Source organism: Aeromonas sp. Y318-1 (genome assembly GCF_027706125.1).
In the GTDB taxonomy this organism is placed as follows: Bacteria; Pseudomonadota; Gammaproteobacteria; order Enterobacterales; family Aeromonadaceae; genus Aeromonas; species Aeromonas hydrophila.
On sequence record NZ_JAPDCM010000002.1, the window covers coordinates 19,036 to 43,082 of the forward strand.

Consider the following 24,047-nt stretch of genomic DNA (forward strand, 5'->3'; position numbering starts at 1 on the left):
CGGTTCTCCCTAACCCACCAGGGTCGGTACCGGCAGCAGGTTGGCCCGGATCTCCTCGCGCAGCCCTTCCAGCCGGCTCAGCAGCGCTGCCTGACTTAAGCCCGCCTCGTCGGGTCCCAGGTTGTCCACCAGCTCGGCGAAGTGTTCGGTCACCGCCTGCTGCAACCAGTCGAGCCGGCGCAGGGTGAGCGGGCCGCAGCTCTTGCCGCTGAGATCGTCGGCAATGTCGAGCCGATGGCTGCGATACATGTCGCGCCACCAGTTGGCGGCGAGCGCTTCCTCGCTGGCCAGCGCCGAGCGCCACTCCCCCAGCAGGCTCTGCAAGCGGGCCAGCACGGGCGCGCTCGCCCCCTCCCGGGTCAGGTGTTGCAGCTCCCGCTGCGCCCAATTGATGCACAGGCCGCGCCAGTAACGAAACTGCGGCAGCGGATCCGGCTCGTCGAGCCACAGGCCCGAGAGAGTGCGGGTCTCCAGCCGCTCCGGCACGTGAAATGCGGGATCGGTGAGGCCGTTGGAGTTGAATTCATGGCGGGGGTCAAAGGGCCACATGTAGCCAAAGTCGAACACGCTGATCTGCTGGCCGTCGTCGAGCAGGTTGCCGGGGCTCGGATCCCAGTCAAACCAGCCCCAATGGGCCAGCTCCGCCTGCACCGCCAGCATCTGTGCCAGGTTGCGCTCGTTCAGTTCATGCACCGGCACGCCCCGCAGCCAGGGGGAGACCAGCACGCCGGCCCGGGCCGAGCCAAAACAGGTACAGACCACGTTGGCCAGGATGGTGGGGTGCAACTCCCGCAGGGCCTCTATCTCGCGGCGGCGCTCCAGCTCGGTCAGGAAGGCGGTTCTGCCGTCCACGTTGGCTACCAGGGAGTCGTGCCGGCGCCGCTTCAGGCACCAGTGATGTCCCTCCACCTTGAGGTGGAACACCTCGGCGGTGAGGCCGTGACGATAGACCTTGAGCACCGCCGGATGATCTTCCTTGAGTCGCACCAGCTTGGCCACGGACAAGGGACAGTCCTGCTCGCGCCCGATCCGGATCTCCTGTTTGCTCTCCAGCATGCGGAGCAATCTTGCCTGACGTGCCGCTACTTTGGGATTCATACATGTACCTCCATCCATATTGAGAGACTAAGCAGCAAGGCAGAGGCAGGCCAGTGGCAAAGCGCCATGATGACGCTTTCATCACAGAATGAGTGCGGCCCCCGGATCGGGATCACAGTTTGCATGGTTTCACGGTCACGCAATGTTCATTGTCCGGTCATTAAATTGACAACAAGGAACAAGCCCATCACCATCGGGTCAAATTAAATGCAGCAGCCATGTTTCATCGTCACTCGCTCAAAGGATGAGCCCATATGAAAGCCCCCACTTCAGCGCGCTTGTCAGCCAGGGTGCCCGCTCTGCCCGCCGTGCTGCTCGCCATGCTGGCCGCGCTGCTGCTGCTGACCCTGTTGCTGCCGCAGATCAACCCCGCCAGCTGGCTCGGTCGAGCCCAGCCGCTGGTGCTGGGGCCGGCGGACAACCCCATCGCCACCCTCACCCGTCACGCCCTGCTCTACAAGAGCGACAGCCGCGGCCTCTATCTGGTGGTTCGCAGCCAGTGGCAGTTGCGCGGGCCGCTGCAGGAGGGTGACAAGGTCAGGGTGGAGCTGCTCAATGAGAGGGGCGAGCGCATCGATCAGCTGAGCCAGCCGGTGGACAAGCGCCAGCAGTGCCGCAAGGGGCGCTGTACCCTGGATCTCAACAGCACCCTGCGCGCCCCCGACGACGCCCTGGCCAGCCGCTATCAGCTGCGGATCGGCCTGCTGCTCAAGGAGAGGCCCGAGAGCGGTGAATTCAGCCAGATCCTGCAGACCCTGCCGGAGCGGGGTTTCAACCTCACCTATCTCTGCACCAGCCTGCTGCTGGTGCTGGCCCTGAGCGCCGCCGTGCTGAAGGTGGTGCTGCCCACCCTCAGGCGCAATCTGCGCTGGCGCATCGCCGGCAGCCTGCTGCTCGGCAACCTCACCTTCGTGCTGCTGCACGGCTTCGTGGTGTTCAAGCTGGGGGAATTTCTGCTCTGGTCAGGCTTTCGCCCGGAGCACTACTACCTCGCCTGGGGCAGCATGGTGCTGGGCTGGAGCCTCTGTGCGCTGGCGGGCTTCAACCTCTATATGGGGCTGGTGTTCACGGCGCTGTCCGGCATCGGACTGCTGGCGAATTTCATGAAGATCGCCATCTACGGGGTACCGCTCGGGGGAGACGATCTCGGCAACCTGGTGGCGCTGCTGCGCATCCTGCTGGAGCAGCACCCGGTGCTGCCGCTGCTGGGCGGTGCACTCGCCCTCTTCTTGTGCTGGCGCTTCGCCCTGTCGCGCTGGATCCTGCGCACCCTGGCCGCCACCGCCGCCTTCTTTGCGCTGTGCGTGTTCGCCACCCAGACCGGCAACAAGCTGCTGGGGCCCAACATTCGCTACGTGGACAGAGCGGTCAACTACCACAGGGACATCATCCGCTCGGGGCCCGGCCTCTATCTGTTCAACCTGGTGGACGAGATGCTGCAAAGCGGCAGCGTGTTTCGCTATCCCTTGCAGATCAACGAGTTCACCCCTCAGCTCAGCCACGTCAGCCTGAGCCAGCCACCTCGCTTCGATCTGGTGATCGTGCTGCAATATGAATCCCTCTGGCTCGGCTGGCAGGGCAAGATCTGCGCGCCGCCCCCTACCCTGAGCCTGCCGGCCAGCGTGCAGCAGTGGCACAAGACCATCCACTCCCCCACCACCGGCGGCATGACGGTACTGGCGGAGTTCGAGATGAACACCGGTCTGCCGGTGGGGCTGCTCAAACAGGGGGTAGTGCCCTACTACTACCTCTCGGAGCAGGTGCCGGGCCTGGCGCAAAGTGCGAGGCAAAGTGGCTACCAGACCCTGTTTGCCCACCCCTATGTGGAGAAATTCTGGGGCCGCGCCAAGGCGATCCCGGCCCTTGGCTATGAGGAGCGCTGGTTCGATACCCGCTTCTCCACGCTCGAACACAAGGGGCTCTATATCTCGGACGATGCCCTCGTCGACCACCTGCTCAAGCGCAGCGAGCAGGATGACAAACCGCTGTTTGCCTACGCGGTCACCATGCAGGGGCACGGCCCCTTCGACGGGGATCGCTACCAGGCCCAGCAGCTCGACAAAGCCTGCCCGGATCAGAGCGACGCCGATCGCCAGCTGCTCAACACCTACTACACCGGCGTGGTGGATGCCATGGCGTCGCTGGAGCATCTGCTGACCAGCCTGGATCGCTCAGGCAAACGCTACCTGGTGGTGGCGTTTGGCGATCACCAGCCGTTCCTGATGTCCGCCGGCAAGGGCATTCACGGCGACAAGCCGCCCCGCGATGCCAGCTACCAGATCCCCATGATGGCCTTTGCCCGCGCCGATGACTCCCTCAATCTGGCGACCCAGTTTGCCCCGGTGCGCCAGCTCTATCAGATGGGCCAGGCCACTCGCCAGCTGCTGGCAGGCGACATGACCCCCATCCCGGATCTGGCCCTGCTCCACCCGGTGCTGGGAGAAGAGAAGGGTTTCGATGTAGCCCCCCTGGTGCCGCAGATCCGCGCCAGCTTCCGGCCCGACGCCCTGCCCTGAGCTCCGCTACCGCGGGACAGATGACAAAGAGGTCGCCCAGGCGACCTCTTTGTCTATGTGCCGATGCAGCCATAGCAGCCGCAGTGGGCTCACTCGCCGAGCCAGGACTCGCACAGGGTGAGACGCTGGGCATCGAGATCCAGTATCGCCTCGATACCAAGGGGCAGGGTCAGCATGGGGTGGGTGTGGGCGCAGTCATACTCCGCCAGAATGGGGAAGGTCGGCTCCCCCACCACCTCCAGCAGGATATCGAGCGGCCGCCGGCCGCTGCCCTGACTGTCGAACAGCTCGTGTTTGCCGAGCACCAGGGCACCGATGCGATCAAACACCCCGCACAGCTTGAGGTGGGCAAACGAGCGTTCAACCGTCGTTGCCAAATGGAGGCTGTCTTCCAGCAGCAGAATGTCCCCTTGCTCGATGGCCGGCATATAGGGGGAGCCCCAGATCCCCGCCATCGTATTGAGGTTGCCGCCGATAAGCCGGCCACGCACCCGACCGGTGCCCACCGAGATCAGTCGGTTTGGTTGGCACTGCTTGGCACGGGTCTGGTTCTCCCAGTCAAGCCGCTCCTCGGTCCATTGCGCCGGGGTCGGCAAGGTGTGGGGCACGCCACCACCACCGGCCTGGCAGATCTGGCGAAAGCCCGCCAGCGTCTCGTCCACCAGCGGAGAGAGCTCGCCGAAAGAGGCCACCAGCGCCGGACCGTAGAAGGTGACGAGGCCAGTGCGGGCATGAATGCCGAGCAGCAGGGCCGTCACGTCGGAGTAGCCGATGACTATCTTGGGATCGCGCTTGAGCGCATCAAAATCGAGGTAGGGCAGCAGGGAGTTGGAGTTGTTGCCGCCAATCACCGACATGATGCAGCGCACCTCCGGATCACGAATGAGGGCATTGAGCTCGTCAGCCCGGGCGGTGATGGAACCGGATCGCCAGTGATCCTGCTGGCCGGTGAGGCTGCCCGCCTTGAGTCTGAAGCCTTGCCCTTCCAGAAACGCCCCGGCACGGGCAAAGCGGTTTGGCGCCCAGGCAGTGGCCGCACTGGAGGGAGAAAAAAAGCCGATGGTATCGCCGGGCTTGAGCCCCGGCGGTTTGAGCAGAGCCATGAATTGCGTACTCCCTGACAGAGATGATGGGGCCCCTCCTTCCCGGGGCTGAGGATGAAAACGTCTCCATACTAGTCCCTTCCTGGTCTGCTTCACAAGCAGTCAAGCAACCCATTTTGTTTATAAAAACAAAACGACTGATTCAAAATTTACAGATATACCGAACAACATCCCCTGCCTAGAATGAACCCAATCAGCTCGCCAGCCCGCTGCTGGCCTTTCTAATACGGCTCTGTTTGGCCGGATCATCGATGAGGCGTCAGTCATGAATACACACCCATCCCCCAGCGCTCTGGTTGTCGAAGGCGGCGCCATGCGCGGCATATTTGCCAGCGGCGTGCTGGATGCCTTCATCGAGCATGACTATCGCCCGTTTGACTTTGCCATCGGCGTCTCGGCGGGGGCCACCAACCTGCTGGCCTATCTCGCCAGCCAGCATGGTCGCAGCCACGACATCCTGACCGAGCTGGCCTGCCGCCAGGAGTTCATGGATCCGCTGCGCTTTGCCAAGGGGGGCAATCTGGTGGATATCCACTGGCTGTGGCACACCAGCTGCCGCAAGTACCCCCTCGATATTCACGCCTACCGGGAGACCGGCATCCCCTTCTACGCAGTGGTGACCAACACCCTGACCGGCAAGGCGGAGTACATCCGGGTCAAACCGGAGAACATGAACGAGGTACTGCCCGCCAGCTGCGCCATTCCCCTCGCCTCCCGCGAATACCCCGAGGTGCACGGGGTGCCGATGACCGATGGCGGGGTGGCCGACTCCATCCCGGTGATCGAGGCCTACCGACGCGGCGCCCGTCAGCTGACGGTGATCCTCTCCGAACCGCTCGGCTATCGGCTCAAGCCGATGCCCTTCCCCTGGATGATCCGCACCCTGTTGAAAACCCGCCCCGCCCTGGCGCAGGCGCTGGAACAGCGGGATCGCAGCTACAACCAGGCGCTCGATTTTATCGCCCATCCGCCGGCGGACTGCCAGATCGAGGTGATAGCACCGGCCGACTACTTCCCGGTCTCCCGCTTTACCCGAGATCCCGACAAGCTGGAGCTCGGTTACGTGATGGGCAAGTGCGCCGGCTATCAGGCCGCCCTGCTCAATTGACAAGGGTTTTACAGGCATGACCCGACCTGCCGCGACGCACGCGCCGCCAACACAATAACAATCGGGTCAGTTGAGCAACATGAGTCATAAAAACAGACCGTGGCGAGGCAAGCGTGGCCAACACAGGTGCCAGACACTCTGAGCGGTCTGCGCCTCATCCCTATGCCAGGGCATCTCACCCTCATACAAGGTGTTTATTTATGTCGTTTCTTCTCACCCATCCCGCGCTGGCGCAGCTGTTCGAGCGGCTGCTGCCCGATTACCGGATCATGGCGCCCGCGGCCGAATATCGGGGCGGCCGCTTCTCCGACACCGACAACGTCACCTACCACAGCATCCGCCATCCGGCCGATCTGGTGTGGCAGGAGAAGTCCCACTTCTCCCCGAAAGAGGTGGTGCTCCCCATCACCCAGACCCTGTTCCACTTCGACAATCTGGAGCTGCGCGAATCCAAGGTGGAGGCCAAGCCCACCCTGCTGTTCTTGCGCAGCTGCGATATCCACGCCCTGCGCAGGCTGGATCAGGTCTACCTGAAAAATGGCCAGAACAGCGACGTCTACTACGCCCGGCTGCGCAGCAAGCTCAAGCTGGTGTTGCTGGAGTGCCGCGAGAGCTTCGAGAACTGCTTCTGCGTCGCCATGGGCAGCAACGAGACCCAGGACTACGCCGCCGCCATTCGTCTGAGCGATGACGGTGCCCGCATCGAGGTGAAGGATCCCGAGCTGCTCGGCTACTTTGCCGAGCTGGGCGAGCCCGACGACTTCACCCCGGAATTTGTCCAGAGCAATCCGGTCAAGGTTCGCACCCCGGACAGCGTCTGTGACGACCCCCAGCGGATCCGCCAGATCCTCACCGCTCATCCGGTCTGGGCCGAGTACGACAGCCGCTGCATCGGCTGCGGACGCTGCACCACCTCCTGCCCGACCTGCAGCTGCTACAGCGTGCACGACCTCACCTATGCGGAAAATCCCAATCAGGGTGAGCGCCGTCGCCAGTGGGCCAGCTGCATGGTGGATGGCTTCAGCGACATGGCCGGTGGCCACGGTTTTCGTGCCAAGCATGGCGAGCGCCTGCGTTATCGCGCCCTGCACAAGGTCAACGACTACAAGGCCCGTCAGGGGGAGGAGCACATGTGCGTCGGCTGCGGCCGCTGCGACGATCGCTGCCCTCACTACATCTCCTTTAGCAACATCATCAACAAGATGACCGATGTGGTCGAACAGACCATCGCAGCCGACAACGCGCAGGGGGCGAACTGATATGTGCCAGTGCCAGCAAACCGCAACAGCAGAACCGCAGCAGGACGTGGTCGAAAATCGCCTGCTGCCCAAGGCCTACACCATTCTGGCCATCGAGCGCCACACCGAGCTTGAGTGGAACTTTCGGGTCTCCCGCGACTTTGATGTCCACTACGGCCAGTTTGTGGAGATCTCCCTGCCCACCGTCGGCGAAGCGCCCATCTCGGTCTCCGACTATGGCGATGGCTATGTGGATCTGTTGATCCGCAAGGTCGGCAAGGTCACCGATGCGCTGTTTGCCCTCGATGTGGGCGACAAAGTGTGGATGCGCGGCGTCCACGGCAACGGCTACCCGCTGGAGACCTACCGCAACCAGCACCTCATCGTGGTGGCGGGCGGCACCGGCGTCGCTCCGGTCAAGGGGCTGCTGCGCCGCTTTAGCAAACACCCGGAACAGGTGAGATCCCTCGACATGATCCTCGGCTTCAAGAACGAGCAGGCGGTGCTCTATCGCCACGAGATGCCGCTCTGGGCCGAGCGCCAGAATCTCATCGTCACCCTGGATGAGGGTGAGGAGAGCGAGCAGTTTCGCATCGGCCGGGTCACCGACTACATCGATCAGCTGGATCTCGCTGACAAGGAGGATATCCAGGCCATCGTGGTCGGCCCTCCCGTCATGATCCGTTTCGTGGTGCTCGCTCTGCTTGAGCGCGGCATCCCCAAGGATCGCATCTGGGTCGACTACGAACGCCGCATGGCCTGTGCCGTCGGCAAGTGTGGCCACTGCCGGATGGGCGACACCTATATCTGCGTGGATGGACCGGTCTTTCGTTTTGACCAGGCCCAGCATCTGATCGACTGAGGGAGAACACCATGAGTCTCGATATCGACATCATCAAGGCCCGCGCCAAGAACGAATACCGCCTCTCCAAGGTGCGCGGTGAGGCGATGATCAGCGTGCGCATTCCCGGCGGGATCATGCCCGCGCACCTGCTGGCGGTAGCCCAGCAAATTGCCGAACAGTACGGCAACGGCCTGATCCACCTCACCACCCGCCAGAAGCTGGCGATGCCCGGCATCAAGTATCAGGACATGGACAAGGTCAACGCCGCCCTCGAGCCCTTCATCAAGGAGATCGAGGTGGAGACCTGCGGCATCGAGGTAGAGGACACCCGAGCCGGTTACCAGAGCATCGGCGGGCGCAATATCGTCGCCTGTCAGGGCAACACCATCTGCCAGAAGGGCAATATCGACTGTACCGGGCTGGCCCAGCGGATGGAGAAGCACCTCTACCCCAACCCTTATCACCTCAAGATGGTGATCGCCGGCTGCCCCAACGACTGCGCCAAGGCCAACATGGCCGACTTCGGCATTCTCGGCATCGCCAAAATCCACTTCAATGCCGAGCGCTGCATTGGCTGCGGCGCCTGCGTCAAGGCATGCAGCCACCACGCAGTCGATTGCCTCGCCATCAAGCATGGCAAGGCGGTCAAGGAGGAGAGCAAGTGCATCGGCTGTGGCGAGTGCGTGCTGGCCTGCCCGACCCTCGCCTGGCAGCGGGATCCCAAGCAGCTCTACATGGTCAAGCTGGGGGGACGCACCAGCAAGAAGACCCCCCGTACCGGCAAGCTGTTTCTCAACTGGGTGACCGAAGATGTGCTGCATGCGGTGATCAAGAACCTGTTCGAGTTCGAGGCCGAGATGCTGGATGGCAAGCCCATCTACCTGCACATGGGCCATCTCATCGACCGAGCTGGTTATCACAAGTTCAAGGAGCGGGTGCTGCGCGGCGTCACCCTCAACCCGGAAGCCATGGTCGCTGACCGCATCTTCTGGACCGAAGATCAGTACGTCGCCAACATGCATGTTAAAGCGGTGCAATAGGAAAAACCTCGTTTGGGGAAGCTGATCATAGTGGCCGACAACCGGTGGGGATCTGTCGTTGGCCCGGGCGTGAATCACGCTTCCCCCTTTTTCCTCTCACTGCACCTCAACTCCTTCTCCTCTTTTCGTCCTGCGCAGCCCGCTGCTGCCGGACCCGTATCCGGAGCCCGTTATGGACTTTCTCCCTCTCTTCTGTCAGCTGCAACACAAGCCGGTGCTTATCGTCGGCGGCGGTGAGGTGGCGGTGCGCAAGGCGCGCCTGCTGCTCGATGCCAAAGCCCGAGTGACCATCAATGCCCCCCATCTCGAGCCCCAGCTGATGAGCTGGGCCGAGCAGGGACTGCTGACCGTCTGCGCCGCCGACTTTCACCCCGAGCTACTCGATGGCAAATGGCTGGTGATCGCCGCCACTGACAATCCAGAGGTCAATCAGCAGGTCTTCAGCGAAGCAAATCTGCGCCAGATCTTCTGCAACGTGGTGGACTCTCCGGCCCACTGCAGCGCCATCATGCCCGCCATCATTGACCGCTCGCCGCTGATGGTGGCCATCTCCAGCGCAGGCGCGGCGCCGCTACTGAGCCGTCAGCTACGAGAAAAACTCGAAGCCCTGCTGCCGCAACACCTCGGCCAGCTCGCTACCCTGGCGGGCAAGCTGCGCGAGCGGGTCAAGGCCATACCGGACAAACTGGCCCGCCGCCGTTTCTGGGAGCGGCTCTTTAGCCATGAGCGACTGGCATGCCAGCTGGCGCGGGGCCAGCAGCAGGCAGCCGAACAAAGCATCAACGCGCTGCTCAATGAGCCACAGCAGAGCAAGGGAAGCGTCACCCTGGTGGGCGCCGGCCCCGGCGATGCCGGGCTGCTCACCCTGAACGGCTTGCAGCAGCTGCAACAGGCAGATGTGGTGGTCTATGACCGGCTGGTGTCGCAGGAGGTGCTGGCGCTGGTTCGCCGGGATGCCGAGCGGATTTTCGTCGGCAAAGAGGCGGGCCGCCACTGCGTACCGCAACAGGCGATCAACCAGTTGTTGCTGGATCAGGCCCTGCTCGGCAAGCAAGTAGTCAGGCTCAAGGGGGGCGATCCCTTTATCTTTGGCCGGGGCGGCGAGGAGCTGGAGACCCTGGCCGAAGCGGGGATCCCCTTCTCGGTGGTGCCGGGCATCACCGCCGCATCTGGCTGCGCCGCCTACAGCGGCATTCCCCTCACCCACCGTGATCACGCCCAGCGGGTGCAGTTCATCACCGGCCACGACAAGGGGGGCAATATCGCACAGGAGTGGTCGGCGCTGGCGGCCCCGCACCAGACCCTGGTCTTCTACATGGGGCTGGCCCATGCCGGCCGCATTCAGGACGAGTTGCAGACCCACGGCCTGCCCGGTCACACCCCGGTGGCGCTGGTGGAACAAGGCACCCACCTGCAGCAGCGGGTGGTACGCGGCAAGCTGCAGCAGTTGGCGCAGCTGGCAACCCAGGTCGGCAGTCCGAGCCTGATCATCATAGGTTCGGTCGTGACGCTGGCTGACAAACTGGATTGGTACGGCGAAGCCAATACCCTGGCCGGAGTGTAACCGCTCATAGCACGCCCCTTAGCAGACCAGTAAAAAGCGAATTTATTCAAAGGAGATAGGACCGGTCGAACCTGCATCCGTATCCTGCCAGCTGCTTTCGCTGCGCACTCGCGGATCGCCCTGCAGGGTATAGAGGATCATCCCCTGACGAAACTGCAGGGCACCGTCGGTGCGCTTGGCCTTCACCTTGACCTCGTTGACCCACACCTGCTCCTTGCCGTCGATCCGGATCTCGGCCACGGTCTGACCGGTACCGCTGTTCTTGGCGGTCCACTTGCCCTGATAGGGAGAGTCCCCCTTGGCCATCGGCAACGCGGCCGCCTTGCCTGCCGACCAGGATTGCACGGTACAGATGCCATTGGCACGCTTGTCGTGCTTGATGGCGTAGTCGATGCTGGGCTCGCTGGTGGCGGAATCCGAGGTGATGCCGATCATGATCTTGCCGCTCTGGGCCGAATAGGCATTGGGGGCATCGGTTTTCAGGGTGGCCTTCTTGCCGTTGATGTAGACGCTTCCCCCTTCTCCCTTGACCTGGATATTCATGGGGCAGCTGGCGCTGAAGTTGGGCACGGCCGCCGCAACGCTGCCGGCATGGGCGGTGATGGCCAGAGTGATGATGGTCAACAGAGCTGATTTCTTGTGCATCTTGATACGCCTTGAGAGAGATGAAATGTCATCCGTGCCGGATGTCGTCCTGATGGCACACACTCTAGTGCTGACGACTCACCGCCGCCCAGTTAAAAAATATAAAATCGGCAACGGGCCATTATTAAAAAATATTAAAGATAACAATCAAAAAGTTATGAGCATACATTGGCAAATTTTCCGCAGATGGCCAGGGAAGCGGCACCGCCAGCACCCACAAAAAAGCCGATAACCAGGTTATCGGCCTATGTCACAACAGCAGGGACGCAGGCTTAAACCAGCACGGCGGTTCCGCTGATGCTGACCATCAGCATGCTGCCACTTTGCCCCACCACCTCGTAGTCGATGTCGATACCGACCACCGCATTGGCCCCCAGTGCCGCGGCGCGCTCCTTGAGCTCGTCGAAGGCGATTTCCCGGGCCCGGGCCAGCTCTTTTTCATAGGCGCCGGAGCGGCCGCCGATGATGTCGCGGATGCCGGCGAACAGATCCTTGAACACGTTGGCGCCGAGAATGGCTTCGCCCACGACGATGCCACGGTACTCGCGAATGGTCTTGCCTTCCAGGGTGGGAGTGGTTGAGAGGATCATCTTGCTTTCCTTGTGGAGTGTACTGGGGAGATAGCCTAAAGCAGCGCAGGAGACCAGGCAAGCCGGCAGACTCGATACGTGCCAGCCAGACCCTGGCTGATCGTGCCCATATCCCGGAGCCATATCCCGGAGCCACAGCCCGATGACAGGCCTGTTTACCGGCAAACGTTATCGGCAAAAGACAACACCGGGCCACCAAAACGCCCCGTGCAGACGCCCCTTCTTTAGCCGATCCGGCTCAAACATCAAGTGACAAAACTGTCAGTTGTGACCCATTTTGCCTTTCCCTAGGGTGAGTCTGTCCCGGCACCAGCGCGGGGACAGACCCACTTTGTCACGAGGAGAGCAGCATGATGCAGCAGGATACCCGACTACCTCACCCCACCCTCGCACTGGGGACATGTTCCCCCGCCAGCCCGCTCGCCGACACCGCGATGGAGGCCATGTCATGACCACGATCGCCACCCTGGATCTGGGGGATCAAGGTCTGCTGGCCGCCTACCTGTCCGCGACCTCACCCGCCCTGCTCAACCAGACCTATGCGAACTTGCTGTTGATGCAACAGTCCTTGGCCAACAGCGAGATCGACTCCACCCTCGCGGTAAAAATCGAGGCCTACCAGGCCCAGATGATGAACCAGGCACGCTATTACCAGCAGACCAACCTGTCCGGTCTTATCCATCTGCTGAGCAACGGCTCCAACTTCTACGCCCTGGTCGCCGCGTTCAACCGCCTGCTGGGTCAGGAAGACGACGCAGCCGTTCTCGCGGGCGGGGCCCGGCTGGGACAACAACTGACGTCCCTCGTCGATCAGGCCCAGAGTTACCGGCTCAATGCCCAGGCACTCAATACCCGCGTGCAGGTGGCCTGGGGCTCCCTGCGCCCCCTGATGACCCAGTTCAACGGCGTCATCACCCAGCTCGAGCAGGATCTGATGGCCGACGCCAAGCGTCAGACCGAGATCATTGACGCCCTCAACCAGGCTATCGCCGCCAATATCCAAGCGATCGTCGATGAGGGTGGCAAGGCCGGTGAGGGGGTCAACCAGCTGGGGCGAGCCATCGTCACCTCGCTGACGCTAGAGCAGAAACCGGCCGACAAGGGAGCCAAACCTGCCACGTCGCAGGAGATAGCCAAAGAGACCGATCAGCAGACCCAGTACATGATCTCCGGCCTCAAGGCGCTCTCCTCAGGCATTGCTGGTTCCAGTCAGGCGGCCCGCGAGCTCAAGACCAACACCGACAAGCTGGCCCAGGCCTATCAGGCGCTGGCTGCCACCAACACCCTGCTGAGCGTGGCCAAGTCGGTGCAGGCGCAAAACCAGCTGTTTGTCGACACCTACAGCCGGGTTGCCGACACCGTCACCCAGTTGCCCGCAGGCTGGCAGAAGGTGGCCGACGCCTACCAAGGGGCCGTGCCCGTGGTCACTGACCTCAACAGCCCCGACGACGTACGCCAACTGCGACGCACCGTGGCGCTCAACACCCAGTCCTGGCAGCTGCTCTCGAGCCAGGTTGACGACATCAAGGCAGCCTACGCCGGCAACGGCATCCTGCCCGACGCTTAATCCCACCACGCAAGGACATGCCAAATGACCAACGCAACAACCATTACCATGGACCAGGGTATGGCCAACCAGGCTTCCCAAGCCATGCAGATCCAGACCTACTGCAACAGCGTCAAGCAGCAGGTGCCGGTGGACTTCAGCCAGTTCCCGAACCTCAAGGACAACCAGACCCAGATCAACCAGGGGCTCGATCTGGCGAAGGGGCACGCCGACCTCTATCTCAATACCATCCAGCCGCAGATCATCACCAACATCAGCAACATCTCCAACTACTTTGCCCTGCAAAACGCCATTCCGGCCGTGCTGCCGCCCGGCTCCACCAAGGCGCAGTGGCTCAGGCAGCTGAGCGTCATCAAGGAGCAGGCCACCGAATATCAGCGGCTCTCCTCCGATACCCGCCTGGTGATCGTCAATCTCAACAACAACCTCATCACCGACTCCAGCAACTTCCAGGGGATCGTGGTGAACCTCAACAGCAAGGTGCAGGGGGATAACGGGGTGCTCGCCCAGCTCAACGGCGACATCGACAAGGTGAACGCGGCCATTGACGGCGCCATCGCCGGCATCGTCGCCGGGGGGCTGCTGGTGATTGGTGGCGCTTTCGTCACCGCCATCGGTGCCGTGGCCGACTTCGTGACCGCCGGCACCTCGACCCCGGTGGTCATCGGCGGGGTCGCCATGATGGTGGCCGGGGCCGGCGGCATCACGGCTGGCGCCATTGTGCTGCACAACTCGCTGGGCGCCCGCCAGGATCTGTACCAGAAACGCAGCAGCCTCAACAGCGAGGTGCTGATCGCTACCCAGATCGGCAACGGCTACAAGGGGCTGCAGGTACAGGCGCAAAACGCCGTCACCGCCGCCACCCAGATGAGCAACGCCTGGGACTCCCTCACCTCCGATCTGGGCAGCCTGATCACCGACCTGGACAAGGGGATCACCAGCGGCGACGACATCCGCCAGCTCTGGCTGACTGCCGCCGACACCACGGTCAAGACGGTGCTCACCGACGTGACCACCATCAAGGCCCAGATGGCCGGGGTGAGCCCGCTGCAAGTGCCGCAGACCGACACCATCGCCAACTTCGTGGCGCGCCTAGCCGCCTAAACCACGGGAGGGCGGCCTGGCCGCCCTCTTTCAGCAAGGAGACCCCATGAGCAACGGCATTCTTTCCCAATCCATTGCCAACATGCAGCAGGCCGAAGCGACCATTCAGTCCTTCAGCGGTCTGCCGCAAAACGCCGTCAACATCCAGCAGAACGTCGGTGAGGTGGTTGCGGCCCTGCTGCCCCAGGTGCAAACCATGCAGCAGCAGGTCCTGGCATTTGCTGCCCGCCTGGAGCTGCAACTGACCCAGCAGCTGGCCAATACCGGCCCCTTCAACCCCGAGGCGCTCAAGGCGTTCGTCGATCTGGTCGAGCAGGAGATCGCCCCCATCCAGACCCTGACCGCCCAGACCCTGACCGCCAGCCAGACCGCCAACGATCGCATCACGCAAGACAACATCGCGTTGCAACGGATCGGCGTGGAGCTGCAAGCCACCATCGCCGGGCTGCAATCCAACCTGGACGGTGCCCGGCAGGAGCTCGACTCCCTCAACAAGAAAAAACTCTACCTGCTGGGGCTGGGATTGCTGGGACTGCCGGGCCTCATCGCCCTGGCCGTCACTCTGACGCAGACCCAGAACAAGGTGAGCAGCCTGGAGGGACAGGTGAACCAGATTGAGGGGCAGATCCAGCGTCAGCAAGGCTTCCTCGGCCAGACGACGGCTTTCTCCCAGCAATTTGGCTCCCTCATCGATCGGGTGAGCAAGGTCGGCAACACCATCAGCCTGCTCGGCGGCGACATTGCCAACGTCGCCCGCGATGCCGGGCAAGGGGATCCGGAACTGGCGCGGCTGTTCTTCACCGCCGCCCTCACCGAGGTGCGCACCCTGCAGGTGGACGCCTCCTGATATCCCAGCAACAAAAAAGGAGAGGCCTTGGCCTCTCCTTTTTCATAGTGCGCGTTTCATGGTGCACGGGGCCATTGCCACCCCGGCACGGTTGCCCCAGGCGGCTTAGTGCAGCTTCAGGGTCGGGCGCAGCACCCGGTTGATGCGACCCACCAGCATGATGAGGCCGGTCTTGATGTAGCCGTGCAGGGCAATCTGGTGCATCCGGTAGAGCGAGATGTAGACCAGACGGGCGATGTAGCCCTCCACCATCATGGAGCCACGCATCAGGTTGCCCATCAGGCTGCCCACGGTGGAGAAGCGGCTCAAGGATACCAGCGAACCGTGGTCGTGGTAGAGGTAGGGCTTGAGCTCGCCGCCGTTCATCTTGGCCAGGATGTTCTTGAACGCCTGGGTCGCCATCTGGTGGGCGGACTGGGCGCGCGGCGGCACGAACTTGCCGTCCGGCTGCGGGCAGGCGGCGCAGTCACCAATGACGAAGATGTTCTCGTCGCGGGTGGTCTGCAGGGTCTCTTTCACCACCAGCTGGTTGATGCGGTTGGTTTCAAGACCGGCGATATCCTTCATGAAGTCCGGCGCCTTGATGCCGGCCGCCCACACCATCAGGTCCGCTTCAATCAGCTCGCCATCCTTGGTGTGCAGACCATCACTGGTCGCTTCGGTGATCATGGTGGCGGTACGCACGTCCACGCCGAGCTTGACCAGCTCCTGATGGGCAGCGCCGCTGATGCGCTCCGGCAGGGCCGGCAGGATGCGGGGGCCCGCTTCTACCAGGGTGACCTTCAGGCTGTCGGTGGTGAGGTTCTTGAAGCCGTAGGCATAGAGCTGCTCGACCGCGTTGTAGAGCTCGGCAGAGAGCTCGACGCCGGTGGCGCCGCCGCCGACGATGGCAATCTTCACCTTGTCGCCCGGCTGGTATTCGGTCGCGAACTGCAGGAAGCGGTTCATCATGCTGTTGTGGAAGCGGTGCGCCTGGGTGGGGCTGTCCAAGAAGATGCAGTGATCCTTGATGCCCTTGGTGTTGAAGTCGTTGGAGACGGAACCGATGGCCATCACCAGGTAGTCGTAGGGCAGCTCGCGCTCGTTGACCACGATGTCGCCGTTATCGTCGACGATCTTCCCCAGCACGATGCGTTTCTCGTCGCGCTTGATGTCGGTGAGGGTACCCAGCTGGAAGTCGAAGCCGTGGTTCTTGGCGTGGGACTGGTAGCTCAGGGCGTCGATGCCCGCGTCCATGGAGCCGGTGGCCACTTCGTGCAGCAGGGGTTTCCACAGGTGGGTACGGTTGCGATCAACCAGGGTGATCTTGGCCTTGTTCTTCTTGCCCAGCTTGCGGCCCAGGCTGGTAGCCAGCTCCAGACCGCCGGCACCGCCGCCGACGACAACAATATTGGTCATGGTTAATTACCTCGGTTCCATTAAAGCGAAGGGAGCCATCGGCTCCCTTGATAGTTGAATCCATGACGTGACGATCAATCAGGCTTCTTTGAAAGCCTTCATCTGTTGCAGGTGATGAGAGATGTTCTTGAACTTGTGCGTCTCTCGCTCATCCCACACGATGTTGTAATAATTCTTCAATTCACGCTCAGTTTCGCCATTATCGCGCACTTCATCCTGAACGGAAAGGATGCAGAGGCAATTTCCTGAATTTTTACTACGAAATTCAGACACACATTTGGTGCCGATATCCTCGTACTCTTCCGGCCGGTCGATCTTGCCCTGCATGGTGATTTCGGGGTGCAGGTTGGGGTTGAAGATCACCTGCTTGATGCCGCACAGGAAGCCGATGCGCTCGCTCCAGTACCCACCCAGCCCCACCCCGCAGATGAGGGGTTTGGGATCGGTGCTCATGTCGAGCTGCTTCTTCACTTCCTTGAGCAGGTGGCTCATGTCATGACGGGGGTGAACCGTGCTGTAGTGCACGAAACGCACATCATCATCAATAAACTGCAACTGCAGCACTTTCTCGTGATTGCCCGGGCTGGTGGCATCGAAGCCATGCAGATAGATGATCATGGATAAGACCTCAGGATCTGTGTCGGTTTTATCGAAACTACCCCAGCGGCGGGGCCCTGCGCCACCAAAACATCCTACTTTCTTGCTTTGGATCACGCCCTCGGTTACGGATGAAACCAGACGGCGCGCCGCCGTCCACTGCCGGCTATCAATCTGAGAGCCCGACCGACCGAAATGATAACCGGGCTACCAATCTGAAAGCCCGGCCCCATCGACTGGCAAACGATTGTCAGCCGTCGGCGCGTGCAAGCGTGATCCCGCCTGCAAAAATGCGCACAAACAGGGCCAACAGACACCCATGCACGCCGGCTGAGCACGGTTCCTGCACTCCCCCTGCGATACCGCGTGAAGGCAACTTTCGCCTGCGCGGCCGGATCCAGGGCGACCCGGACCCCATCCATGAACGGGGCAGCCAGCCTGCCCCATCTTGCCCGGCTCTCGCCGCCGGGTCGCAAGGAGTGATCTGTTCATGAACCAGACCCAGCCCCCCGGGGCGGCCAAGGGCCGCGCCATCGACGAAGTGGAGCGCCTGCTCCCCCCCGGCCAACTCTTTACCCTCGGCCTGCAACATGTGCTGGTGATGTATGCCGGCGCCGTGGCGGTGCCGCTGGTCATCGGCGGCAGCCTGGGGCTGCCAAAGGATCAAATCTCCTATCTCATCAGTTCGGATCTCTTCTGCTGCGGCATCGTCACCCTGCTGCAGTGCCTCGGCATCGGCCGCTTCGCCGGCATCCGCCTGCCGGTCATCATGTCGGTCACCTTCGCCGCCGTCATGCCGATGCTGGCCATCGGCGCCAACCCGGCGCTGGGGCTCACCGGCATCTTCGGCGCCACCATCGCCGCCGGCATCCTCTCCACCCTGCTGGTGCCCCTCATCGGCCGCTTGATGCCGCTCTTTCCCACCGTGGTGACCGGGGTGGTCATCACCTCCATCGGCATCAGCATCATGCAGGTGGGCATCGACTGGATGGCGGGGGGCAAGGGCAACCCCGAGTACGGCAGCCTGCGCTACATCGGCACCAGCTTTCTGGTGCTGGCCTTCATCCTGCTGGTCACCCGCTTCACCAAGGGCTTTTTCAGCAACATCTCGGTGCTGCTCGGGATCCTGTTCGGCTTCGGGGTAGCCATCGCCATGGGGGAAGTGAGCCTGGACGGCCTGAGTGAAGCGGCCTGGTTCGCCCCCATAGTGCCGTTCGCCTTCGGCTGGCCCACCTTCGATCCCATCTCCATCGCCACTCTCACCGTCATCATGCTGATCACCTTTATCGAGTCGATGGGGATGTTTCTGGCGCTCGGCGACATCGTCGGCCACCCGGCCAGCCGGGGCGACATAGTACGCGGCCTGCGGGTGGACGGCATCGGCACCATCATCGGCGGCATCTTCAACAGCTTCCCCCACACCTCCTTCTCCCAGAACATCGGGCTGGTGAGCGTGACAGGGGTGTCGAGCCGCTGGGTCTGCGTCATGTCGGGGGGGATCCTGCTCGCCTTCGGCCTGGTGCCCAAGATGTCGGTGCTGGTCGCCTCCATTCCCCCCTTCGTGCTGGGGGGCGCCGGCATCGTGATGTTCGGCATGGTGCTGGCCACCGGCATCCGCATCCTGGCCAGGGCCGACTACAACAGCAATCGCCACAACCTCTACATCGTCGCCATCAGCTTAGGGATAGGCATGATCCCCACCGTCTCCGGCCACTTCTTCCAGCACTTCCCCGCCGCCCTGCAACCGCTGTTTCACAGCGGCATCCTGCTGGCCACCCTCAGCTCGGTGCTGCTCAACCTCTTTTTCAACGGCTACCAGCCGGACCTGCGCCACCAGCCGAGGCCCCTGCTGGTGGGGCCGGTGCGCCCGCCCGCTCAGCCGCAACCAGGCAAACCCGCCCCATAAAAAACCGCCGGGCAGCATGGCTGCCCGGCGGTTTCATTCAGCAAGCCTGTGTTAGCCGCGGGTCTGGGCGAAGCGATCAACCGCCGCTTCCACCAGCGCCAGGCTGCCCTGCCAGAAGGCGCTCTGGCGGATGTCCTGGCCCAGGTGCTTGACCACCAGATCTTCGGCGCTCATACGGCCGGTATCGCGCAGCAGGTCGCGATAGGCCTGGGCCACGTTAGTTTCCCCCGCCGCCTGACGGCTCATCAATTGCTGATAGACGCCGAGGCTGAACAGATAGCCGAACAGGTAGGGGTAGTTGTAAAAACCCAAGCCCGCGATGGAGAAGTGCGCCTTGGCCGCCCAGAACAGGGGGTGATAGCGGCACAGGCTCTGCTCATACCAGCGGCCCCAGGCCTCGTCGGTCAACGCCTTGAGCCGGGCCGGCGAGACATAGCCAGATGCTCGTTCCGCCACCAGGGCCCGCTCGAAATCGAAGCGGGCCGGGATATTGACCAGGAAGGTGGCGGCGCCGTCCGCTTCCGCCCAGGCGATGGCCTGCTGCTCCTCGGGGGTCTGCGCCTGCTCGAACAGGGCGCTGCGCACCAGGGTCTCGGCGAAGATGGAGGCGGTCTCCGCCAGCGTCATGGGGTAGCTGCGCTGACTCATGGGCAGATCGCGAATGAGCCAGTTGTGCCAGGCGTGGCCGAGCTCGTGCGCCAGGGTAATGACGTTGTCCATGGTGCCGGCATAGGTGATGAAGACCCGCGGCTCCACCGGCTCGGCAAACTTGGTGCAGTAGGCCCCAGTGCGCCGGTTGGGGGTGGGTGCGGCATCGATCCACCCCTTTTCGGCCATCATGCGGGCAAACTCGCCCATCTCGGGATCAAAACGAGAGAACGCCTCGGCGATGATCTCGATGGCCTCCTCGAACGGGATCTCGCGGCTCACCGCGGCCGGCGGCGGGGCAAACAAATCCTCCGGCCCCAGCTCTTCGATACCGAGGCGCTCGGCCATCAGCCCCAGCGCCCGCTGACCGAGCCCGCGTGCGCGCCAGGTCTCCTGCATCAGGGTATCCAGGGTCGCCCGCTCGATATGGCTCTGATGGCAGGAGAGATCGAGCGCATCGAGCTGGCGGCTGCGACCGCGCTGGCGCGAAAGCTCAAGCCGCCAGCCGTTGATGGCGTTGAGGATGGCGGCCACCGTCTCCTGCTCCCCCTCCCAGCCGGCGCTGATGGCATCGAACGCCTCCCGGCGCAGGGCACGCAGCGAGCTGGAGAGCAGGTTGCTCGCCTCGGCCAACCCCATCTCGCGGCCATCGATCACCAGCCGGATCTTGCCCACCAGATCGTTGTAGAGGTTACCCCAGGCGTGCAGACCGTCGGTACCAAGGCCGATCACCAGCTGCTCCGCCTCCACCGGCAGGCGCTGATCCTGCAAGCGGCGCTCGTGACGCAGCCGGTACGCCTCCTCCCCCAGCAGAGAGTCGGCCATCAGCTGCTCGAATTCGGGCTCCGGCAGCGCCAGCATCAGATCCTCGACCGGGGCCAGGGTCTTGAACAGATCGGCATTGAGGGCGCGGGCGCGGGAGGCCAGCTGCTTGGCCAGCGCGTCGCGGGCATCCTGACTGCCCTGACAGGCCGCCAGCACGGCCAGGTTCCAGCCGATGTTGCGAATGCGCTGGGCCCGCAGCCGCGCCTCACGCAAGAAATCCTGCAGCGCCTGCGCATTGGTCCGCACGGCGCCAAGCCCCTCGATGAACAGGCCGAGTTCGTCCACATTGGCGCGCGCCAGGGCGAGATCCGCGGCCACCTGCGGGCAGTCGAGGGCGGGATAGATATGCTGGTTTTGCCACTGTTGTGGGTAGATTCGTTGCTGCATCAAATGCTCGTCATCAGGTTGCGGGGCCGAGCCCCTTTGAATGCGCGTGGCGAGCCACAGGGCCCGCCACCAGGATAAAAACCGCCGTACTGCCTACACCAGCCGCTCAAGGCGGGCGACCGCCTCTTCCACATAATCGAGGCTCTCCTGCCAGAAGGCGGGCTCACGGATGTCGACCCCCAAATGCTTCTCCACCAGATCTTCTGCGCTCATGCGGCCGGTGTCGCGCAGCAGCTCGCGATAGGCGTGAACGAACTCACGCCCCGCCCGCGCCTGCTGGGCATAGAGTCCCAGGCTGAACAGGTAGCCAAATAGGTAGGGGTAGTTGTAGAACCCGAGCTCGGCGATGGAGAAGTGGCCCTTGCTGGCCCAGAACAGCTCGTCATATTGACTCAGGGTGTCACCATACCACTGCTGCTGCGCCGATTTCATCATCTGCCGCAGCTGGCCGGCCCCCACGTAGCCCTCCTCCCGCGCCGCCACCAGGGCCCGCTCGAAGGTAAAGCGGGCCGGCACGTCGAGCAGCAGACTGGCGGCGCGCTCCCCGTCCAGCCAGGCGATGGCCCGGCGCTGCTCCATGTTGTCGGTGGCCGCCAGCAGGGCATCGCGCACCAGCGCCTCGGCAAACAGGGAGGCAGTCTCCGCCAGCGTCTTGGGGTAGTCACGCTGCTCCAGCGGCAACTCCCGCAGCAGCCAGCTGTGCCAGGCGTGCCCCAACTCATGAGCGAGCGTGATGACGTTGTCCAGGGTCCCCTCGAAAGTGAGAAACACCCGCGGCTCGGGCGGATCGGCATACTCGGTGCTGTAGGCACCGCTGCGCCTGTGTTCGCTCGGGGCGGCGTCAATCCAGCCATTGGCCGCCATCATGCGGGCAAAGGCCCCCATCTCGGGGTCAAAGCCGGTGAAGGCATCGGCCACCAGGGCCAGCGCCTGCTCGAAGCTGATCAGGCCGCTCGCCGCAGCCGGCGCCGGGGCATAGAGATCCCAGGGGGCGAAGTCGTTGATCTGCTGGGCACAGGCCATGGCGCGCAGGGCACGTCGCCCCAGCTCCTTGTGCTCGCCGGCCGCCATCATCAGGGTCTCCAGGGTCACCCGCTCCAGGTGTCCCTGATGGCAGGAAACGTCGAGCGCATCCCACCTGCGTTCCCTGCCACGCTGGCGAGCCAGCTCGTTGCGCCAGCCGTTGATGGCGTTGAGGATGGCGGCCACCGTCTCCTGCTCCGCCCCCCAGGCAGCCTGGATAGCGTGCCAGGCGGCGGCGCGCCGCGCCCGCTGCGGGTGGGCCAGCAGGTTGTCTACCTGGGCCAGCCCCATGGACTGCCCCTCCACCACCGGCCTGAGCCTTCCTACCAGGTTGTCGTAGAGATCCCCCCACCCCTGCAGGCCATCCACGCTCAGCCCCGCGATCAGCTGCTCGCTCTCGAGCGAGAGCCACTGATCCTGCTGGCGTCGGTCGTGACGAATGGCGTAGGCGAGCTCGAACAGCTCGGGATCCTGCAGCAGGGCGCGTACCTGCTCCTTAGGAGCACGCACCCAGAACAGGGTCACCGGCTTGCAAAGCTGGGCCAGGCTTGCCTGCAACTGCTGGCCACGGGAGAGCAGCACCCGGGCCGCTTCGTCGCGCCCATCTCGGCTGAGCCGGTTGTAACCGTAGGTCTGGCAGTTCCACTCCAGCCGGCGCACCTCGCGCCAGCAGGCCCGGATGGCCCGAAGCAGATGGCGCAAGGCATTGATGTCGTTGGTTTTGGTGAGTTCATCCAGCAGGGGTGGCAGGCGGTTAAGGACCTCGCGGGCACGCTGGAAATCGGCGTCGATCGCCGGGCAGTCGGGGGCGGCATAGATGTGATCATCCAGCCAAACGGGTGGTTTCATGACCTTCCTTGTCTGTTTGCGTCCATGTGGGCTGACCCCGCCTCTGTGAGCGGGTGTCAGCCGGATAGTACGAAGGGGGCAGGCCCTTGCCTAGCCCCCATCCGAGGCAACAGACGAGACAGTCTCTGACGGGATGATCCCACCGCGGTGATCTGCCCCACGAGAGTCAGCCCGCCGCCACTATTTGGCGGGCTTGAGCTTGCTCACCAGGGTCATGGCCAGCACCAGCACCAGCCCGGCCACCACGCCGGCCACGGCGTTGAGCAGGGTCGGCGTCACCAGCGCGAGGGCGGCGCCGACCGAAGGCAGGGTAGCCACGGCGGCGGCAGCCCCTTCAATCAGGTGGTGCACGAAAGGCCAGCCGTGCACCAGGATGCCGCCCCCCACCATGAACATGGCGATGGTGCCGACCAGCGCCAGCAGGTGCATCAGCCGTGGCGCCGTCACCAGCAGCCCCTGCCCCACCGCCCGGCGCAAGGCACTGCCATCGGGCTTTTGCAGCAGGTGCAGGCCGATGTCGTCGAGCTTGACGATGAGCCCCACCAGGCCGTAGACCCCCACCGTCATCAGCAGGGCGATGCCCGCCACCACCGACAGCTGCAGCGCCAGGCTCGCCCCCTGTACCGTGCCAAGGGCGATGACGATGATCTCGGCCGACAGAATAAAGTCGGTGCGAATGGCCCCCTTTATCTTCTGCTGTTCAAACGCCACCAGATCATCGGGAATGAGTGCTGTGTGCGCCTCCCCCTCGCTCGCCTCATGGGGCAGAAACTTGTGGGCCAGCTTCTCGGCACCCTCGAAGCAGAGGTAGGCGCCCCCCAGCATCAGGAGCGGGGTGATGAGCCAGGGCACCAGCGCACTGATGGCGATGGCGGCAGGCACCAGAATAAGCTTGTTGCGAAACGACCCCTTGGCCACCGCCCACACCACCGGCAGCTCCCGCTCGGCGCGCACCCCGGAAACCTGCTCGGCATTGAGGGCCAGATCGTCCCCCAGCACCCCGGCGGTCTTCTTCGCCGCCATCTTGGTCATCAGCGCCACGTCGTCGAGCACGCTGGCAATATCGTCGAGCAGGGCCAACAAACTGGTTCCGGCCATATCAGAGAATCCTTATGTCAGTAGAAGAGAGCCTCCCGCAGCACACCACGCC

Annotated in this window: 19 protein-coding genes; 10 read left to right on the top strand and 9 right to left on the bottom strand. The window is 63.3% G+C overall.

The annotated features are described in order from the left end of the window. Nucleotides 1-9: 9 nt before the first annotated feature. Nucleotides 10-1,098 carry a hypothetical protein gene (locus OKB87_RS02710; protein ID WP_024944922.1) on the bottom strand — a complete coding sequence of 363 codons (1,089 nt, stop codon included), beginning with the start codon at nt 1,096-1,098 and terminating at the stop codon, nt 10-12. Between the two features lie 254 nt (nt 1,099-1,352). Here OKB87_RS02710 and OKB87_RS02715 point away from each other — a divergent pair, with 254 nt between their 5' ends. Beyond that, nucleotides 1,353-3,614: an LTA synthase family protein gene (locus OKB87_RS02715; protein ID WP_270826383.1), complete on the top strand. Its 2,262-nt coding sequence runs from the start codon at nt 1,353-1,355 to the stop codon at nt 3,612-3,614. A gap of 89 nt (nt 3,615-3,703) precedes the next feature. Here OKB87_RS02715 and OKB87_RS02720 read toward each other — a convergent pair whose 3' ends face one another. Continuing rightward, on the bottom strand, nt 3,704-4,717 hold the full coding sequence (locus tag OKB87_RS02720) for a S66 family peptidase (RefSeq protein WP_270826384.1): 1,014 nt from the start codon (nt 4,715-4,717) through the stop codon (nt 3,704-3,706). Between the two features lie 265 nt (nt 4,718-4,982). On the opposite strand from OKB87_RS02720, the gene OKB87_RS02725 reads away from it, so the two are divergent. The 5 genes from OKB87_RS02725 to cysG all read left to right on the top strand — a co-directional run bounded on the left by OKB87_RS02725 (nt 4,983) and on the right by cysG (nt 10,511). Beyond that, nucleotides 4,983-5,825, top strand: a complete 843-nt coding sequence (locus tag OKB87_RS02725) for a patatin-like phospholipase family protein (protein WP_270826385.1) — start codon at nt 4,983-4,985, stop codon at nt 5,823-5,825. Between the two features lie 200 nt (nt 5,826-6,025). Beyond that, the gene (gene asrA / locus OKB87_RS02730) at nt 6,026-7,084 is read left to right on the top strand and encodes an anaerobic sulfite reductase subunit AsrA (RefSeq protein ID WP_270826387.1); all 1,059 of its coding nucleotides are present in this window, start codon (nt 6,026-6,028) and stop codon (nt 7,082-7,084) included. A 1-nt stretch (nt 7,085) separates the two neighbouring features. After that, nucleotides 7,086-7,925 carry an anaerobic sulfite reductase subunit AsrB gene (gene asrB / locus OKB87_RS02735; RefSeq protein WP_333563315.1) on the top strand — a complete coding sequence of 280 codons (840 nt, stop codon included), beginning with the start codon at nt 7,086-7,088 and terminating at the stop codon, nt 7,923-7,925. Nucleotides 7,926-7,936: 11 nt separating this feature from the next. Then, nucleotides 7,937-8,947, top strand: a complete 1,011-nt coding sequence (gene asrC / locus OKB87_RS02740) for a sulfite reductase subunit C (protein ID WP_270826389.1) — start codon at nt 7,937-7,939, stop codon at nt 8,945-8,947. A 172-nt stretch (nt 8,948-9,119) separates the two neighbouring features. Continuing rightward, nucleotides 9,120-10,511, top strand: coding sequence for a siroheme synthase CysG (gene cysG, locus OKB87_RS02745; protein WP_270826390.1), 1,392 nt, complete (start codon nt 9,120-9,122; stop codon nt 10,509-10,511). Nucleotides 10,512-10,553: 42 nt separating this feature from the next. Here cysG and OKB87_RS02750 read toward each other — a convergent pair whose 3' ends face one another. Together OKB87_RS02750 and OKB87_RS02755 are read right to left on the bottom strand one after the other, a co-directional pair. Continuing rightward, nucleotides 10,554-11,156 (bottom strand): hypothetical protein, encoded by a 603-nt coding sequence (locus tag OKB87_RS02750; protein ID WP_044800221.1) that lies wholly within the window; start codon nt 11,154-11,156, stop codon nt 10,554-10,556. A 272-nt stretch (nt 11,157-11,428) separates the two neighbouring features. Further along, the gene (locus OKB87_RS02755) at nt 11,429-11,746 is read right to left on the bottom strand and encodes a heavy metal-binding domain-containing protein (protein ID WP_011706400.1); all 318 of its coding nucleotides are present in this window, start codon (nt 11,744-11,746) and stop codon (nt 11,429-11,431) included. 448 nt (nt 11,747-12,194) lie between these two features. Between OKB87_RS02755 and OKB87_RS02760 the strand changes: the two genes are divergently transcribed. From OKB87_RS02760 to OKB87_RS02770, 3 genes are read left to right on the top strand one after another with little or no spacing between them, the layout of a single operon-like run. Continuing rightward, nucleotides 12,195-13,313 carry a hypothetical protein gene (locus OKB87_RS02760; protein WP_270826391.1) on the top strand — a complete coding sequence of 373 codons (1,119 nt, stop codon included), beginning with the start codon at nt 12,195-12,197 and terminating at the stop codon, nt 13,311-13,313. A 24-nt stretch (nt 13,314-13,337) separates the two neighbouring features. Beyond that, nucleotides 13,338-14,417 carry an HBL/NHE enterotoxin family protein gene (locus OKB87_RS02765; RefSeq protein ID WP_016351061.1) on the top strand — a complete coding sequence of 360 codons (1,080 nt, stop codon included), beginning with the start codon at nt 13,338-13,340 and terminating at the stop codon, nt 14,415-14,417. Between the two features lie 46 nt (nt 14,418-14,463). Further along, a complete protein-coding gene (locus OKB87_RS02770) occupies nt 14,464-15,264 on the top strand; it encodes a hypothetical protein (RefSeq protein WP_270826393.1) in 801 nt (266 codons plus the stop codon). 105 nt (nt 15,265-15,369) lie between these two features. Here OKB87_RS02770 and OKB87_RS02775 read toward each other — a convergent pair whose 3' ends face one another. Further along, a complete protein-coding gene (locus tag OKB87_RS02775) occupies nt 15,370-16,662 on the bottom strand; it encodes an NAD(P)/FAD-dependent oxidoreductase (protein ID WP_270826395.1) in 1,293 nt (430 codons plus the stop codon). A gap of 78 nt (nt 16,663-16,740) precedes the next feature. Then, nucleotides 16,741-17,280 (bottom strand): alpha/beta hydrolase YcfP, encoded by a 540-nt coding sequence (ycfP, locus tag OKB87_RS02780; RefSeq protein ID WP_016351064.1) that lies wholly within the window; start codon nt 17,278-17,280, stop codon nt 16,741-16,743. 469 nt (nt 17,281-17,749) lie between these two features. Between ycfP and OKB87_RS02785 the strand changes: the two genes are divergently transcribed. After that, the gene (locus tag OKB87_RS02785) at nt 17,750-19,165 is read left to right on the top strand and encodes a nucleobase:cation symporter-2 family protein (protein WP_244088916.1); all 1,416 of its coding nucleotides are present in this window, start codon (nt 17,750-17,752) and stop codon (nt 19,163-19,165) included. Nucleotides 19,166-19,216: 51 nt separating this feature from the next. Here OKB87_RS02785 and OKB87_RS02790 read toward each other — a convergent pair whose 3' ends face one another. The 3 genes from OKB87_RS02790 to OKB87_RS02800 form a co-directional block, all read right to left on the bottom strand. After that, nucleotides 19,217-21,025, bottom strand: a complete 1,809-nt coding sequence (locus OKB87_RS02790; protein WP_270826396.1) for a M3 family oligoendopeptidase — start codon at nt 21,023-21,025, stop codon at nt 19,217-19,219. Between the two features lie 93 nt (nt 21,026-21,118). After that, entirely contained in the window at nt 21,119-22,897 is a 1,779-nt protein-coding gene (locus tag OKB87_RS02795; RefSeq protein WP_270826397.1) for a M3 family oligoendopeptidase, read from the bottom strand. A gap of 180 nt (nt 22,898-23,077) precedes the next feature. After that, nucleotides 23,078-23,995: a DUF808 domain-containing protein gene (locus tag OKB87_RS02800; RefSeq protein ID WP_242798598.1), complete on the bottom strand. Its 918-nt coding sequence runs from the start codon at nt 23,993-23,995 to the stop codon at nt 23,078-23,080. Nucleotides 23,996-24,047 lie beyond the last annotated feature (52 nt).